This is a genomic window from Rhizobium sp. Leaf453 (genome assembly GCF_001425605.1).
In the GTDB taxonomy this organism is placed as follows: domain Bacteria; phylum Pseudomonadota; class Alphaproteobacteria; order Rhizobiales; family Rhizobiaceae; genus Pararhizobium.
The window spans coordinates 604,788-620,563 of record NZ_LMRG01000001.1 but is presented as its reverse complement, the minus strand read 5'-3'; the positions used below and the strand labels follow the sequence as shown (position 1 = coordinate 620,563).

The window sequence follows — 15,776 nt, the reverse complement described above, 5'->3', positions numbered from 1 at the left end:
TGACGATCTGTGCCTGCAGAACTCACCGGAGAATGGGAGGAAGCACCTTCACTCTTCCCTTGCCCTCCACTCTTTCCAGCGGAAATAGATGTTGGCGCCGATTTCGGCGAAGGGGGAGGGGGCGATTTTTTCGGGTTCGGCTTCCGCGAGGAAATGGGCGGATACGTCCGAGCGCTGATTGAGCAGAAGGTCGGCCGCGCCGATACCTGTTAGCGTGCTGCGCACGGTGCCGAGACCATTGTCGGCACAGGCGGAGAACAGGCCGGGTTCGAGCTCGCGCATCACCGCCACGCCGTTCCATGTCAGGCAGAGATGCCCGGCCCAGCTGTATTCCATGGGCACATCGGCGATGGCCGGGAACCGGTCCGCGAATTTGCGGCGATGGGTTCCGGCGGCGCGCTCGACGGCGGCCTGCGACGGGACCATGCCGGGAAGGAAGCTGGCGCAGGTGCGGGTGACGATGCGATTGCCGCCCTGGGCGGTGTCGATTCGGCGCATCGTCGTCCCCATCGGGTCGGATGGCGTGATACCCCAGCGCGGATGTCCACCCAGCCGGGAGCGCGCGTTCCGGTCCAGTTCGACGGTCATCGAGGCATAGAGGAAGACATGCATCAGCCGCCGGCGGGCGAAGCCGAAGCTTTCGAGATGGCCGTTGTTGGCGAGGATGACTTTCCCGGCGGTGATCCGGCCTTTTGGCGTTGCCAGTATCCAATCAGGGCCGGTCTTTTCCAGTTTGGTAACGGGCGAATTTTCGTAAACTGCGACGCCATTGCGATGAAGGCCGGTGCCGAGCGAGCGGATGTAGCCGGCCGGCTGCAGCATGACTGTGCCCGGCGTATAAAGGCCGGACGTGTAATGGCGGCTGCCGGTCACCGCGTGCATCTCCCGCGCATCCAGCATGTCGTTGGCCTCTCCGAGTTCGGTGAGGTGTTTGGCATAGCTGACATTCAGATTTCGGCCCGTCTCGGTCGCCGCCCCGTTGATCTTTCCCGCCGGGTCGAAGTAGGCGGAATCGATCGAGTAATCATCGACAGCGCCCTTGGCAAAGGCGATCGCGGACCGGTTGAGCGCGATCATCGTCTTGTCGGCTGCCACACCCTTTCCGGCATAATCGTCGGACTGCAGGTCGTGCGGCAGGTCGATCATGAAGCCGGAGTTTCGCCCGGAAGCGCCTTCGGCAAGCGTGCCGGCTTCAAGTATCGCGATGCGCAGGGTGGGATCGAGTTGGCGAAGGCGACGGGCGGCTGAAAGACCGGCAAAGCCGGCACCGACGATGGCGACGTCGGCCAGGACGTCGCCATCGAGCGGCGCGAACGCCGCCCGTGCCGGAAGGATCGCGTTCCACGCTGCCGGTCCGCGATGGACCGGCAGTCTTTCAGCCGTGTGGATGGTCACGCGACGGCCTCATCGCCGTCGTCGGTGAGATCGAGCCAGATCGTCTTGATGCGGGTGTACTGGTCGTGGGCGTGGATGCCGTTGTCGCGGCCGCCGAAGCCGGAGGACTTGTAGCCGCCGAACGGGGTGGAGATGTCGCCCTCGCCGAAGGAGTTGACGGTCACCGTGCCGGCGCGGATGGCGCGGGCGCCGCGGATGGCGCGCTTGGCGTTTGCCGTATAGATCGACGCTGCCAGACCATATTCCGTGTCGTTGGCAAGTGCGATTGCCTCGTCGAAGCTCTCGACCGCCAGGACCACCAGCACCGGGCCGAAGACTTCCTCGCGCACGATCTTCGCGTTGCGATCGCTGACATCGATGATCGTCGGTTCGACGAAGCCGTCCTTGGCCGTGCCGCCGAGCAGAACCTTCTGGCCCTTTTCGAGATAGGACGAAACCTTGTCGAAATGGACCTTCGAGACCAGCGCGCCGACCCGGTTGACGGGATCGAGCGGATCGCCCATCGGCCATTCGCGGGCATGAGCGATGACGCGCTTGAGAAGCTCGTCCTTGATGCCGCGCTGGACGATGAGGCGCGACGATGCCGAGCAGTTCTCGCCCATGTTCCAGAAGGCGCCGTTGACGATGTGCGCCGCCACCTTGTCGATATTCTCGGCATCGTCGAGCACGACGGCCGGGTTCTTGCCGCCCATTTCGAGGGTGACTTCCTTGAGGTTGGAATCGGCCGAATATTTCGGGAAGCGCCGGCCGGTCGCGGTCGAGCCGGTGAACGACACCATGTCGACATCCATGTGGAGACCGAGCGGTTCGCCGACTTCGCTGCCGCCGCCGGGCAGCACGTTGAATACGCCGGCCGGAATGCCGGCTTCCATGGCGAGTTCGGCGACACGCAGCGCTGTCAGCGTCGTTTCCTTGGCCGGCTTGACGATGACCGAATTGCCGGCTGCCAGTGCCGGGCCGATCTTCCAGGCCAGCATCAGGAGCGGGAAGTTCCACGGCAGGACGAGGCCGACGACACCCACCGGTTCGCGCACGATCATGGCGATGTGATTGTCGGAGGCGGGCGAGACCTGGTCGTAGATCTTGTCGATCAGTTCGGCATGCCATTTGATGCAATGAACCGTTTCCGGCACGTCGACGCTTTCGCAGTCGTAGATGGTCTTGCCGCTGTCGAGGCTTTCGAGCACCGCCAGTTCATGGGCGTTGCGCTTGATCAGCTTCGCAAGCTTGATCAGGGCTTCTTTGCGTTCGCCCGGATGCAGGCGCGACCAGCGGCCATCCTCGAAGGCGTCGCGCGCCTTCTGGACAGCAAAATCGACATCCTCGGCGCCGCAGGCCGCGACCTTGGCGAGCACCTTGCCGGTTGCCGGATTGATGGTCTCGAAGGTCTTGCCGGATATGGCCGGACGGAAGCTGCCGTCGATGAAGGCTTCCGTCGGGAATTCGATGTTCGCGGCAATCGCCTTGTATTCGTCATGTGTCAACAGATTGCCCATGGTCATGTCTCCGCCTGAATGTCTGCGATCGTCTGCTTGAGGACCCGCACCACCTGTTCGAGCTGGCGCTTGTCGTCCTTGTTGAGTGCCTTGAGGGGCGGCCGTGGCGGGCCGGCGTGAAGACCGACCATCTCGCAGCCGTGCTTGATGCACTGGATGAACTTGCCGCCCTGTTCGAGCACGCGCATCAGCGGCATCAGAGCCGACATGATGCGGCGGCCCTTGGCAAAATTGCCGTCGAGTGCGCAGGCCTTGTAGAGCGCGAGATGTTCTGCAGGCAGGAAATTCGAGCCGCCGCAAACCCAACTGCGGGCGCCCCAGGCGAAGAATTCCAGCGCCTGGTCGTCCATGCCGCAGGACATCTGGATATGCGGATAGTCGCGGGCGAGTAGATGGACGCGGTTGATGTCGCCGGAGCTTTCCTTGATCGAGCAGAAGTTGCGGCTGCGCCCGACCCGGTCGAGAAATTCTTCGCCCATGTTGATGCCCATGCGGCCGGGATAGTTGTAAAGCATGATCGGCAGGTCGGCGGCACGGTCGATGGCGAGTGCATTCAGCGCGTTTTCGCGCTCGGTCGGCACAGAATAGGGTGGCGAGCCGACGAGGATGGCCGACGCACCAATCTTCGCAGCAGTTTCGGCCATCACGATGGAATCGGGCAGACGGATGGCGCCGGTGCCGATGATGAGGGAGACGCGATCGCCGATCACCTCCTTGGCAAGCGTTGTCAGCTCGATCCGCTCGTCCATCGTCTGCGCGTAATATTCACCGGTTGAACCACCATTGATGATCCCGTGAACACCCGATGCGACGAGGTACTCGATCGCCTTGGCAAATGCATCACGATCGATCGAACCGTCATCGCGATGCGGGGTGATGACAGGCGTGTAAATCCCCTCGAACTTCATCATTTGCTCCTTGGGCTATGCTCTGATGGCAGTCACGGTTCCGCGCGTTCGGCTCACGCTTCCGGTTCGCGGCCGGTATGACGACCATATATCGCAATATAATACATATTGTCTACTAAGAATATTATGCAGTCGCTTGTGACGGATCGGTGTTGAGAAGGCCCGGCTGGAACAAAGTCCAGCCGCGTTCATTATTCCTGCCAAACATTGGGTAACGGAAAGCGTGGTGGTTGATATGGTTCGGACCTTCCTGAAGCGGACATTGCTGGTTACCGCCGTTCTCGCCGCGTTGCCTTCGGCGTCGTTCGCGCAATCGCTTGATCTTTCAATCGACCGGGACGGGCCGCGCCTCGAATATCGCGACGGTGACCGGCGGTATGATGAGCGGCGCCGCGGTTGCAGCGAGCGGCAGGCGATCCGTGTTGCCCGTTATTTCGGGATGCGCGATCCCGCGATCCAGTCCGTCACGCGCCGGTCCGTCGTCGTTGACGGGATTGGAAGTCGCGGCGAGTTCACCGCACTTCGCTTGGCTAACCGTGAAGGCTGCCCGCGCATTGGTTAGGGCTGCAAACGGAAGGCGGTAACTGGCTGGGATGAGGCCTTCCGTTTTCTGTCCGACTGGAAGGAGGAACGATCATGATGCATGGCGGTAGCAAATCCATCGGTGCGAGGAATGCAAAGGCCGGCGGCCATGAACTGGAAGACTATTTTGCCGGGCTGGATGATGGAAATCCCGAACCGCGTGCGGGTACGCCGGCAAATGTCGATCCTTTCGCTGAAAAGGCAGATAGGTGGTCCGCACAACGGCGGGAGCTGCGCCGACTGACAGCCTATGCCGCGCATCTCAAGCAGGAGATTTCGAAACTGGCGCCGACGTCATCGCCATCAGGAGAAGTCGTCCAGCCTCCGTCCGCTCGTCCCGCTTGGGCAGGCGGTTTGGCGGCCGCACTGCTGATCGCCGCTGTTGCCGCCGGATTGCTGACGTTCCATCTGTCTGACAGGCGGTAGCCCCGACTCCTTCAGTTCCGTGTGACCAACATATGGGCTTCCGCGGCAGCGGCGACAAACGCGTCACGCACACCCGCGCAGGGTATGCGTTCACCCAGCGCTGCCATGCAGAGTTTCTTGGCTTTCCAATACTGTTCGCCCTCCGCTTCCGGCCACCTTTGCGCCAGACAGTTCAGCGCCTGTAGCGGGCCGCTGATCTTTTCCGGTTCACCCTGTCTCAGTTGGATCATGACCGGTTCAGCCCATACAACATCGGCACAGCGGTCTGATTTTTGAATGATCATTTCGATATTCCTCCCAAAGCGACCATCCAACTCCGAGCAATGATTTATGTTCCTTAACAAACGCTAAAATGAATATTGAAGGCGAAATTTCGATTGATGCAGTTTTCGGGACCGGTTCCTGAATTGAAGCATGGCATCATCATGCAGACATCGGCCGGTACGTCCTGCAAACAAACACGCTATTGGGAAACCGTTGTCGGATCGGCATAATTCACTGATTTTCACAGGTGAAGCACTGCGATTTCCTGCACTTGGCATGTGACATCGACGCATGTAAGACGGTCATGATATGTCCGGCATTTCCGGTCGCGGCGGGGGACGTGAACGTGAAAAAACGACTTGTTGCCGTCGCGTTGACAGCACTGACACCTGCCATCGGCATGCTCGCCTACAATGAGATTGCGGCGCGCGCCGAGCGCAATGCAGAAGTGCATCGCGAGGCCGCCCAGATGGCGCGTCAGGCTGCCTCGGAAATCGGCAGCGTCATCGAAGGCATCAAGGGCCTGCTGATCGCGACCGCCGCCATTCCTTCGATTGCCGAACGGGATTCTGCCAATTGCAATAAAGTCCTCAAATCGGTGGCCTCGAAGCTTGAACCTGTTCGCAACATTCTGGTCCTGGATGAAACCGGCAAGCTTGTCTGCGACAGCATGGGCTGGAATGCCGGAACGGATTTCGGCGATCGCGACTATGTTCAGCGCGCCTTGAAATCGGACGAACTGGTCGTCGGCGAATATACCGTCGCACGGGTGTCGAATGCACCAATCCTGCCCATGGCGCTGGCAATCAAGCAGGGGAACAAGACGACCGGCGTGCTTGCAACCGGCGTGCGGCTCGAGTGGCTGGAGGAGCAAATCCTCGAGCGTGGTCTCCCGATAGGCGGTTCCGTGACGATCGCCGATCGCAAGGGTGTCATCCTGGCGCGCAATCCGGATCCGCAAAAATTCGTCGGGACAACGATACCAGCGCAATATCAGCCCCTCCTGTCAGCGGAGTCACCCGGCACGATGGAACTGACAAGCCAGGACGGGACCAGACGCATCATGGGCTATACGCCGGTGTCCAGGAGTAACCCGCTCTATGTCAGCGCCGGCCTTTCGGAAGCCGTGGCTCTGGAACCCATCAACCGTGCCTCCGTGACGGGGCTGGTGATGATGGTGATCGGGGCGGTTTTGGCCTTGTTCGCCGCGGTCTTTGTCGGCAACCGGTTCATCCTCAATCCCATCAATCACATCGTCTCGGTGCTTCAGCGATGGAGAGATGGCGAAACCGACGCCCGCACCCGGATGAAAGGCCACTATGGTGAACTCGGTCAGGTCGGCGCATCCGTCGATGGGTTGCTTGATGAGCTTGAAGTGCGCCGATGCGAAACGAATCGGGCCGAGGAGCAGCGCAAGCTGATGGCGAAGGAACTGTCGCATCGGGTGAAGAACACGATGGCCGTCGTCCAGGCCATCGCAAGGCAGACGTTCCGAAACCGCTCGGAGGAAAATACGGTTTTTGCCAGTCGGGTCGGTGCTTTGGCTGGCGCCTACGATGTGCTTCTGTCCGATGACTGGAAGGCTGCGGAACTCCGCGATGTTGTCGACAGGACGCTTCGGCCCGTCGGGGGCGACCGTGGCGGTCACATCAGCCTTTCGGGGCCACCCTGTCTGCTGGAGCCGGAGGCGGTGACCGCACTGTCACTCGTCGTGCATGAACTGGCGACAAATGCCCTGAAATACGGGGCGCTGAGCGAGACGGATGGTCGCCTGGACGTGACATGGTCGCTCGATGGTGATCGCGTCACATTCGATTGGAAGGAGCGCGGCGGGCCGGTAATCACCACGCCGGGCGGCGAAGGCTTCGGGTCAAAACTTATCCGTAGCGCATTTCCGGCTACGCTCGAACCGCAGAATCGAACCGAATTCGAGACTGATGGTCTCAAGTTCCATCTGTCGTTCCGCGCGACGGACAAGGCGGACGCCGACAAGGTGGTATAAAACCCCTCAACCCGCGAATATCAATTTTCCTGACTGCCTGCCGCCTGCGGAAACCACGTGTCAGCAGGCGCAGCGTGCACCCGGTTGCGTCCGTCCCGCTTGGCGCCATAAAGTGCTGCGTCAGCCCGGGCAACGAGTTCGGTTGGGTTGAGAAACGGGCTCCCGCCGCCCATGGTCGAAACGCCAAGGCTGCTCGTGACAAATCCGAACTCGCTCGATGTATGCGGGATATTCTCTTCCTGCAGCGAAAGACGGAACTGCTCCGCCAGTGCCAATGCTTCCGTTCCGTCGGTCTCGGGAAGCAGCACGACGAACTCCTCGCCACCGTAGCGCGCCACGACGTCGGTCGAGCGGCGGCCGATCTTCTTCAGGCATTGGCTGACGATTTTGAGGACAGCATCTCCAGCGGGGTGGCCATATGTATCATTATAGGCCTTGAAGCGATCAACATCGACAAGCAGCAGGCTGAGCGGCGCACCGCTACGCACGGCGCGAGAACATTCCGAAGCAATGGCCTCATCGAAGGTCCGGCGGTTGAAGAGCCCCGTCAGGGCGTCCGTTTGCGCCAGGCCCTTCATGTGATCCGCAAGCTGCCGCAGCGATTGTTCCGACTGCTTCATCGCGGTGACATCGGAGACCACCACGAGCGCCGATCCGTCTTTCGCCATGCGGGTGCGCAAGCTGAGCCAGCGGCCATCGAAGAGCGGGATTTCCTCGTTCTTGTTCGAGTGCAGGCTTTTCGCCGCGCTCTGGATCCATTCTTCGCTGACATCGGTCGGCAGATCCTTGCGCTCTGTGTGGCGCACCGAGGCGCGGACAATATCGCTGATATGAGCCCCTTCGCGCCGCGCATAGGCGGAGCGTGGAAACGAGGTCCGATACTGTTCATTGCAGAAGACAAGATATCCGGCAGAGTCGAACATCGCGAGCCCATCCGACATTTCGTCCATTGCCTGGGACAGCAGATCGCGGCTTTCCTGGACTTGGGCTTCCAGCATCTTGTGATGCGTGATGTCGCGGGTAACGCCGGCAAGGCCGATCGTGTCGCCGTGCCGATTTTTCAAAACCACCTTCGATGTCAGGAACCAGCGCTCCTTGCCGTTCGGCGTCCTGATCTGCTCCTCCTGGTCGATCACAGGTTGGCCCGAGGCGATGATATCCTGTTCCGCCTCGAACAGATGCCGCGCATGCTCTGCATCGGTGATGTCGAAATCCGTGAGGCCGACCATTTCCGACGACTTCTGGCGGCCGTTGTAGCGCGCCACGTTCCGGTTGGTGACGACAAATTCGCTGTTCAGGTTCTTGACGTAGTGAAAGTCCGGAGCCTGGGTGAGCGCGGCCCTCAGGATATCGCGCTCCAATGTGAAGCGATGGAAATAGGTGATGATGCAGGCAATGGCGGCCGTGGCGAGGACGTTCAGAAGTACAATAGGAACGCCGATGTTCCGGAAGCCTCCGGGGATCGACAGCATCGGCGAGATTACCATCAGTGCAGTGGAAACAAGGCCGGCGCTTCCTGCCATTGCAAGGATGCCCATTGGTCCGAAGGGACGCCGGCCCACGGCATAATGAACGGCCAGGCCAAGCATGGACATGCCGAAGATCGTGACCACACCCTGCACGGCGCCAGCGCCACCCATGAGCGCGCGAAAGGCAACGGCCATCGGCATTGTGATTGCAATGGACAGTGGTCCGCCGAAGACGGCAGAGGTCAGGATGACCGAGGTGCGCAAGTCGACATAGACGCCGGGCACGATTTCAACAGACAGCAGCATGGAGGCGATGGCGCACAGTCCCAGTGTCACGCCAAATCCAATTTTCAGTTGTGTCCTCGACAGGCGGTAGAATTTATATTGCAGATGCATCCACAGCGAGATGATTGCGGCAATGCATGTGAAGTTTCCAATGAGGACTTGCCAAACAATCACTGCAATACTTCCCCGACATCTTGCATATGGTCTATTGAAACGAACTTGTGCCGACCTCGCCTTTGGGCTTTTGCCCGAACGATGAGCTTTCGTTAATTCCGATACGCGTTATTGTTTTAGATTTGAATAACGCTTCTGCTTTTCAGTCCGCTCACGGCAGCGTCCTGTCGAAACGCGGCGGGGCTTTTTGACGTCCATTTGCGAAAGGCGCGGTGGAAAGCGCTGGGCTCGGAGAAGCCAAGCTGCACGGCGATTTCGCCGACGCTGCGATCGCTGCGAAGAAGCATGTCGATCGCAAGATCGCGTCGGATTTCATCCTTGATCCCCGCATAGCTCTGCCCTTCGCCATGCAGCCGGTGGCGGAGTGTGGAAGGCGACATGCGCATTTGCGCGGCGAGGTCAGCGAAGCCGGACCAGGAAGACGGCGGTGTCTGGCGCAAGCGTTTTCGAACACCGGCGGCCAGACCGGCGTCGTAGCGATAGCGCACCAGAATATTGGCCGGCGCGCCGCGTAGGAATTGCTTCAAAGCCTGCTCGCTGCGCACGATCGGCAGCTTCAGCACGGTGCGGTCGAAGGCGAGCAGGCTGACGGACTGCCCGAACTGGACGGGCGCGCCGAAGAACAGGCGATAATCGGCCCCCTGTCGTGGTTCCGCACAGCGGAAATCGACCTTACGGATCGGGATGCGCCGTCCGACCAGCCAGCACGTGATGCCATGCAGCAGAATCCAGTAAGTGCGGTAGGCAAAGGCGGAGCGTGCAGCGCTCTCGTCTGTCAGCACGATCTCAGCCAACCCGTCGCGGATATGCAGTTCTCCACGCGGATCTTCCAACAGAATGTTCAAAAAGCGCAGCGCCCGCCGCAGCGCCTGTTCAAGCGTCCCAGCATGGAGCACGCAGTGGCAGAGCAGGGTGAAGCTGCCCCGCCGCATCGGCCGCCCGCCCATGCCGAAGAATTCATCATCCAGTTTGGCAGCAACGGCAAGCCAGAGGGCACCATATGTTTCGGCGGAAATAGGTTTGTCGACGACCGGCGGCAGACCGAGCGCCGCCAGCAACGGTTCCGTCGGCTTGCCCTTCCTTCGCAGGCTGTCGAGGGCTTCCTCCACGAAGGAGGGGGAGATCATGCGCCGGTCGGGGTCGGTCATCGGGCCTGTTCCAGTGTGGTAAAAGTGGCCGAAAATGAAGGACACTTCTGTCATCGCTTGCAATAGCGCGTCAGCGTAGAGTTCTGCAAGACGGTGTGGCCGAAGCGGCTTGCACCAGCGATCGGACGTGGCACGGGAGGGCTGCAGGATGGATCGAACGTCGGCTCAGGTCCGCGGTGGCAGGACAATCGTGCCATGATGATTTCCGGGAAAGTTTTTGTTGTCACCGGTGGCGGTTCTGGTCTTGGTGCCGCCGTTGCCCGTATGCTGATCGAGGCAGGCGCTTGCGTCGTTGTCGCCGATGTGAATATCGAGGCGGGGAACAGCGTTGCCACAAGCCTTGGACAAAGTGCTCGTTTCATCCGGACCGACGTGACCAGCGAGGCCGATGGTCAGGCGGCAGTCGATATGGCTTTGGCAACGTTCGGGCAGCTAAACGGCTTGGTCAACTGTGCCGGCATCGCGCCGGGCGAGAAGGTTCTGGGGCGCGACGGGCCGCATCGTCTCGAAAGCTTCGCCCGTGCGGTCGGCATCAATCTTGTCGGCACGTTCAACATGATCCGGCTGGCGGCGGCGGCCATTGAGAAGCAAGAGCCGGACAGCGGCGGTGAGCGTGGCGTGATCATCAACACCGCGTCAGTAGCGGCCTTCGACGGGCAGGTCGGGCAGGCGGCCTATGCGGCTTCCAAGGGCGGCGTTGTCTCCATGACATTGCCGATCGCTCGGGAGCTTGCGCGCTTCGGTATTCGCGTCGTCTCCATCGCCCCGGGCATTTTCCAGACGCCGATGATGGCGGGCATGCCGCAGGAAGTGCAGGATGCGCTTGGAAAGAGCGTACCGTTTCCGCCGCGTCTCGGCCGACCCGATGAATTTGCCGCACTGGTGCGCCATATCTGTGAGAACAGCATGCTGAATGGCGAAGTCATCCGGCTGGACGGCGCGTTGCGCATGGCGCCGCGCTGAGGCCGATATGGGAGTTTTTCAATGACAGTGCATGATCCCATCGTCATCGTCGGTTCGGCCCGCACCGCCATGGGCGGCTTCCAGGGTGACCTGCAAGGTGCCACCGCGCCGGAACTCGGATCCGCCGCCATTCGCGCCGCGCTGGAGCGCAGCGGTGTTGCCCCGGATGTGGTCGAGGAGATCGTGTTCGGCTGCGTCCTGCCGGCGGGGCAGGGGCAGGCCCCGGCGCGGCAAGCGGCGATTGGCGCCGGCTTGCCCTTCGGCGTTGGCGCCACCACCGTCAACAAGATGTGCGGGTCCGGCATGAAGGCGGCGATGCTGGCGCATGACCTGATCCTTGCCGGCAGCGCCACCATCGCCGTTGCCGGCGGCATGGAGAGCATGAGCAACGCGCCCTATCTGCTCGATCGCGCCCGCGGCGGTTATCGGCTCGGTCATGGCCGTGTGATTGACCATATGTTCCTGGACGGACTGGAGGATGCCTATGACAAGGGGCGGCTGATGGGAACCTTCGCCGAGGATTGTGCCGAGGCCTACCAGTTCACGCGCCCTGCCCAGGATGATTTTGCCGTGACCTCGCTGACCCGGGCCAAGAAGGCGATCGAAGACGGATTGTTTGATGCCGAAATCACGCCGGTGACCGTCAGAAATGGTCGCACCGAGCAGACTGTCAGTCAGGACGAACAGCCCGGCAAGGCCCGCCTCGAAAAGATCCCGACCTTGAAACCCGCATTCCGCGAAAACGGCACCGTCACAGCGGCGAATGCCTCATCGATTTCGGACGGCGCGGCTGCACTCGTGCTGATGCGCCGCTCCGAAGCGGATCGCCGGGGTTTGAAGCCACTCGCAACCATCGCCGGCCATGCGACCCATGCGCAGGCGCCCAATCTGTTCGCCACGGCTCCGATCGGCGCCCTGACGAAGCTCAGCGAACGCACGGGTTGGGATTTGAGGGATGTCGACCTGTTCGAGATCAACGAGGCCTTCGCCGTTGTCGCCATGGCAGCGATGCGGGATCTCGACCTGCCGCACGACAAGGTCAATGTTCACGGCGGTGCCTGCGCGCTCGGCCACCCCATCGGGGCCTCCGGCGCCCGCGTCATCGTCACATTGCTGGCGGCCCTGGAGCGCTATGATCTGAAGCGCGGCATGGCCTCGCTCTGCATCGGCGGCGGCGAGGCGACGGCCATCGCCGTCGAGCGGCATTAGGGAGAGGCGGCTGATGATCCTGTCCGAACAGCAAATCCAGATCCGCGACATGGCCCGTGATTTCGCCCGCGAGCGTCTTTTGCCGGGTGCCGCCGAACGCGACGTGAAGCATGCCTTCCCGAAGGACGAATTGAAGGAGATGGGCGAACTTGGATTCCTCGGCATGCTCGTGCCGGAAGCCTATGGTGGTTCGGAAACAGGCACGGTCGCCTATGCCGTCGCGCTGGAGGAGATCGCCGCCGGTGACGGTCCCTGTTCGACCATCATGAGTGTGCATAGTTCCGTCGGATGTGTGCCGATCCTGAAATTCGGCACCGAGGAACAGAAGCAGCGCTTCCTGCCGAAACTGGCATCCGGCGAATGGATCGGCGGCTTTGCCCTCACCGAGCCGCAGGCGGGGTCCGATGCATCCAATCTGCGCACCCGCGCCCGCCGTGATGGCGATCATTATGTGCTCGACGGCGCCAAGCAGTTCATTACCTCCGGCAAGAACGGCAATGTCATCATCGTCTTTGCCGTCACCGATCCCGATGCCGGCAAGAAGGGCATCACCGCCTTCATCGTGCCGACGGATACGCCCGGCTACGAGGTCGTCCGCGTCGAGCACAAGCTCGGCCTTCATTCATCCGACACCTGCCAGATCGCCTTTTCCAACATGCACATCCCCGCGGACCTGCGGTTGGGCGCGGAAGGCGAGGGGTACAGGATCGCACTTGCCAATCTCGAAGGCGGCCGCATCGGCATCGCCGCGCAATCGGTCGGCATGGCGCGGGCGGCCTTCGAGGCGGCACGTGATTATGCCCGCGAGCGCATCGCCTTCGGCAAGCCGATTATCGAGCACCAGGCCGTCGCCTTCCGCCTTGCCGACATGGCGACGCAGATCACGGTGGCGCGGCAGATGGTGCTGCATGCCGCCGCACTGAAGGAAGCCGGCGAGCCCTGCCTGACGGAAGCATCCATGGCCAAGCTGTTCGCCTCGGAAATGGCAGAGAAGGTCTGCTCGGACGCGATCCAGATTCACGGTGGCTACGGTTATATGTCGGACTATCCGGTCGAGCGCATCTACCGCGACGTCCGCATCTGCCAGATCTACGAAGGGACCAGCGACGTGCAGCGCATCGTCATTGCGCGTAGTCTATAAGAAAAAACGCCCTACTTCCGGGAGGGACTGGAAGGCAAGGGTGAAAAACGGGAGGAAGAACGAGGCATGATCGAGTTCCCGCAATTGAGCCTGCATGTACCGGAACCGGCGGTCCGGCCCGGCGGCATGCCGGATTTTTCCAACGTCAACATCGCCAAGGCCGGCTCCGTGCCGCGCCCGCCGGTCGATGCGGCACCGGAAGACATCCGCGATCTCGCCTATTCGATCATCCGCGTCCTGAACCGTGACGGCGAGGCTGTCGGCCCCTGGGCAGGCTTGCTTTCCGACGAGGAGTTGCTGACCGGCCTGCGCAACATGATGAAGCTCCGGGCTTTCGATGCCCGAATGCTGATGGCGCAGCGGCAGGGCAAGACCTCGTTCTACATGCAGCATCTCGGCGAAGAGGCCGTTAGCTGTGCCTTTCGCAAGGCTCTGCGCAAGGGCGACATGAACTTCCCGACCTATCGGCAAGCTGGTCTGCTCATCGCCGATGATTATCCAATGGTCGAGATGATGAACCAGATATTCTCGAACGAGAAAGACCCGTTGCGCGGCCGGCAGTTGCCGATCATGTATTCGTCGAAGGAACACGGCTTCTTCACCATTTCCGGCAATCTCGCCACCCAATATGTGCAGGCCGTCGGCTGGGCCATGGCGTCCGCCATCAAGAACGACACCAAGATTGCCGCCGCCTGGATCGGCGATGGTTCGACGGCGGAATCGGATTTCCATTCGGCACTGGTCTTTGCTTCGACCTACAAGGCACCGGTCATTCTCAACATCGTCAACAATCAATGGGCCATTTCGACTTTCCAAGGCATCGCCCGCGGCGGCTCCGGCACGTTTGCCGCCCGTGGCCTCGGCTTCGGTATCCCGGCGCTGCGTGTCGATGGCAACGATTATCTCGCCGTCTATGCCGTCTCCTGCTGGGCAGCTGAGCGCGCCCGGCGCAATCTCGGTCCGACGCTGATCGAATATGTCACCTATCGCGTCGGTGCCCATTCGACCTCCGATGACCCGAGCGCCTACCGTCCGAAGACCGAATCCGAAGCCTGGCCGCTCGGCGACCCCGTCCTGCGGCTGAAGAAGCACCTGATCGTGCGCGGCGTCTGGTCGGAGGAGCGGCATGTGCAGGCGGAAGCCGAAATCCTCGACGAGGTGATCCAGGCGCAGAAGCAGGCGGAGGTACACGGCACTCTGCACGCCGGCGGCAAGCCTTCGGTGCGGGACATCTTCGAGGGTGTCTATGCCGAAATGCCCGCGCATATTCGTCGTCAGCGGCAGAAGGCAGGATACTGACATGGCCAGAATGACGATGATCGAGGCCGTACGCAGCGCCATGGATGTGTCGATGGAGCGCGACGACGATGTTGTCGTGTTCGGCGAGGATGTCGGCTATTTCGGCGGCGTCTTCCGCTGCACGCAGGGGCTCCAGGCGAAATACGGCAAGACCCGCTGCTTCGATGCGCCGATCAGCGAAAGCGGCATTGTCGGCACGGCGATCGGCATGGCCGCCTATGGATTGAAGCCCTGTGTCGAGATCCAGTTCGCCGATTACATGTATCCGGCCTATGACCAGATCACCCAGGAAGCAGCCCGCATCCGCTACCGCTCCAACGGTGACTTCACCTGCCCGATCGTGCTGCGCATGCCGACCGGCGGCGGCATTTTCGGTGGCCAGACGCACAGCCAGAGCCCGGAGGCGCTGTTCACCCATGTCTGCGGCCTGAAGGTTGTAGTCCCCTCCAATCCCTACGACGCCAAGGGCCTGTTGATCGCCTCGATCGAGGACCCGGACCCGGTCATGTTCCTCGAGCCGAAGCGCCTCTATAACGGCCCCTTCGACGGCCATCACGACCGGCCGGTGACACCCTGGTCGAAACATGAGCTCGGCGAGGTGCCCGAGGGGCATTACAGCATCCCCATCGGCAAGGCGGAAATCCGCAGGCCAGGCTCCGCGGTAACCGTCGTCGCCTATGGCACGATGGTGCATGTTGCGCTGGCCGCAGTGGAAGAAATGGGCGTTGATGCGGAGGTAATCGACTTGCGCAGCCTGCTGCCGCTCGATCTCGATACGATCGTGCAGTCGGTCTCGAAAACCGGGCGCTGTGTCGTCGTGCATGAAGCTACGCTGACTTCGGGCTATGGCGCGGAACTCGCGGCTTTGGTGCAGGAGCATTGCTTCTATCATCTGGAAGCACCGGTGGTTCGCGTCACCGGCTGGGATACGCCTTACCCGCATGCGCAGGAATGGGATTATTTCCCCGGTCCCGCCCGGGTCGGACGTGCGCTTGCCGAAGTGATGGAGGCGTGA

The 15,776-nt window shown here is 61.5% G+C and carries 14 protein-coding genes; 8 read left to right on the top strand and 6 right to left on the bottom strand.

The window, feature by feature from the left end; all coding sequences use genetic code 11:
• Window positions 1–48 precede the first annotated feature (48 nt).
• The 3 genes from ASG68_RS02995 to ASG68_RS02985 are packed head-to-tail and all read right to left on the bottom strand — an operon-like array spanning window position 49 to window position 3,799.
• Window positions 49–1,395, bottom strand: coding sequence for an NAD(P)/FAD-dependent oxidoreductase (locus ASG68_RS02995; RefSeq protein WP_062583256.1), 1,347 nt, complete (start codon window positions 1,393–1,395; stop codon window positions 49–51).
• Window positions 1,392–2,891: an aldehyde dehydrogenase gene (locus ASG68_RS02990; protein WP_062583258.1), complete on the bottom strand. Its 1,500-nt coding sequence runs from the start codon at window positions 2,889–2,891 to the stop codon at window positions 1,392–1,394. The genes ASG68_RS02995 and ASG68_RS02990 overlap by 4 nt, the downstream gene beginning before the upstream one ends.
• 2 nt (window positions 2,892–2,893) lie before the next feature.
• Window positions 2,894–3,799 (bottom strand): dihydrodipicolinate synthase family protein, encoded by a 906-nt coding sequence (locus tag ASG68_RS02985; RefSeq protein WP_062583260.1) that lies wholly within the window; start codon window positions 3,797–3,799, stop codon window positions 2,894–2,896.
• Between the two features lie 235 nt (window positions 3,800–4,034).
• Between ASG68_RS02985 and ASG68_RS02980 the strand changes: the two genes are divergently transcribed.
• The gene (locus tag ASG68_RS02980; protein WP_062583262.1) at window positions 4,035–4,361 is read left to right on the top strand and encodes a hypothetical protein; all 327 of its coding nucleotides are present in this window, start codon (window positions 4,035–4,037) and stop codon (window positions 4,359–4,361) included.
• Between the two features lie 74 nt (window positions 4,362–4,435).
• Window positions 4,436–4,807 (top strand): hypothetical protein, encoded by a 372-nt coding sequence (locus tag ASG68_RS02975; RefSeq protein WP_062583264.1) that lies wholly within the window; start codon window positions 4,436–4,438, stop codon window positions 4,805–4,807.
• Window positions 4,808–4,818: 11 nt separating this feature from the next.
• Here the strand turns inward: ASG68_RS02975 and ASG68_RS02970 are convergent, their stop codons facing one another.
• Window positions 4,819–5,091 (bottom strand): DUF982 domain-containing protein, encoded by a 273-nt coding sequence (locus ASG68_RS02970; RefSeq protein ID WP_062583266.1) that lies wholly within the window; start codon window positions 5,089–5,091, stop codon window positions 4,819–4,821.
• A gap of 326 nt (window positions 5,092–5,417) precedes the next feature.
• Between ASG68_RS02970 and ASG68_RS02965 the strand changes: the two genes are divergently transcribed.
• Window positions 5,418–7,073 carry a sensor histidine kinase gene (locus ASG68_RS02965; RefSeq protein WP_162243569.1) on the top strand — a complete coding sequence of 552 codons (1,656 nt, stop codon included), beginning with the start codon at window positions 5,418–5,420 and terminating at the stop codon, window positions 7,071–7,073.
• 20 nt (window positions 7,074–7,093) lie between these two features.
• On the opposite strand, the gene ASG68_RS02960 is transcribed toward ASG68_RS02965, so the two are convergent.
• Together ASG68_RS02960 and ASG68_RS02955 are read right to left on the bottom strand one after the other, a co-directional pair.
• A complete protein-coding gene (locus ASG68_RS02960) occupies window positions 7,094–8,938 on the bottom strand; it encodes a diguanylate cyclase (protein WP_274534201.1) in 1,845 nt (614 codons plus the stop codon).
• Window positions 8,939–9,117: 179 nt separating this feature from the next.
• The gene (locus ASG68_RS02955) at window positions 9,118–10,149 is read right to left on the bottom strand and encodes an AraC family transcriptional regulator (protein WP_244484079.1); all 1,032 of its coding nucleotides are present in this window, start codon (window positions 10,147–10,149) and stop codon (window positions 9,118–9,120) included.
• A 195-nt stretch (window positions 10,150–10,344) separates the two neighbouring features.
• Between ASG68_RS02955 and ASG68_RS02950 the strand changes: the two genes are divergently transcribed.
• From ASG68_RS02950 to ASG68_RS02930, 5 genes are all read left to right on the top strand, one after another.
• Window positions 10,345–11,112: a 3-hydroxyacyl-CoA dehydrogenase gene (locus tag ASG68_RS02950; RefSeq protein WP_062583272.1), complete on the top strand. Its 768-nt coding sequence runs from the start codon at window positions 10,345–10,347 to the stop codon at window positions 11,110–11,112.
• Between the two features lie 21 nt (window positions 11,113–11,133).
• Window positions 11,134–12,321 (top strand): acetyl-CoA C-acyltransferase, encoded by a 1,188-nt coding sequence (locus ASG68_RS02945; protein ID WP_062583274.1) that lies wholly within the window; start codon window positions 11,134–11,136, stop codon window positions 12,319–12,321.
• A gap of 13 nt (window positions 12,322–12,334) precedes the next feature.
• Window positions 12,335–13,462 carry an acyl-CoA dehydrogenase family protein gene (locus ASG68_RS02940; protein WP_062583276.1) on the top strand — a complete coding sequence of 376 codons (1,128 nt, stop codon included), beginning with the start codon at window positions 12,335–12,337 and terminating at the stop codon, window positions 13,460–13,462.
• A gap of 66 nt (window positions 13,463–13,528) precedes the next feature.
• On the top strand, window positions 13,529–14,761 hold the full coding sequence (locus tag ASG68_RS02935; RefSeq protein WP_062583279.1) for a 3-methyl-2-oxobutanoate dehydrogenase (2-methylpropanoyl-transferring) subunit alpha: 1,233 nt from the start codon (window positions 13,529–13,531) through the stop codon (window positions 14,759–14,761).
• 1 nt (window position 14,762) lies between these two features.
• Window positions 14,763–15,776, top strand: a complete 1,014-nt coding sequence (locus tag ASG68_RS02930) for an alpha-ketoacid dehydrogenase subunit beta (protein ID WP_062583281.1) — start codon at window positions 14,763–14,765, stop codon at window positions 15,774–15,776.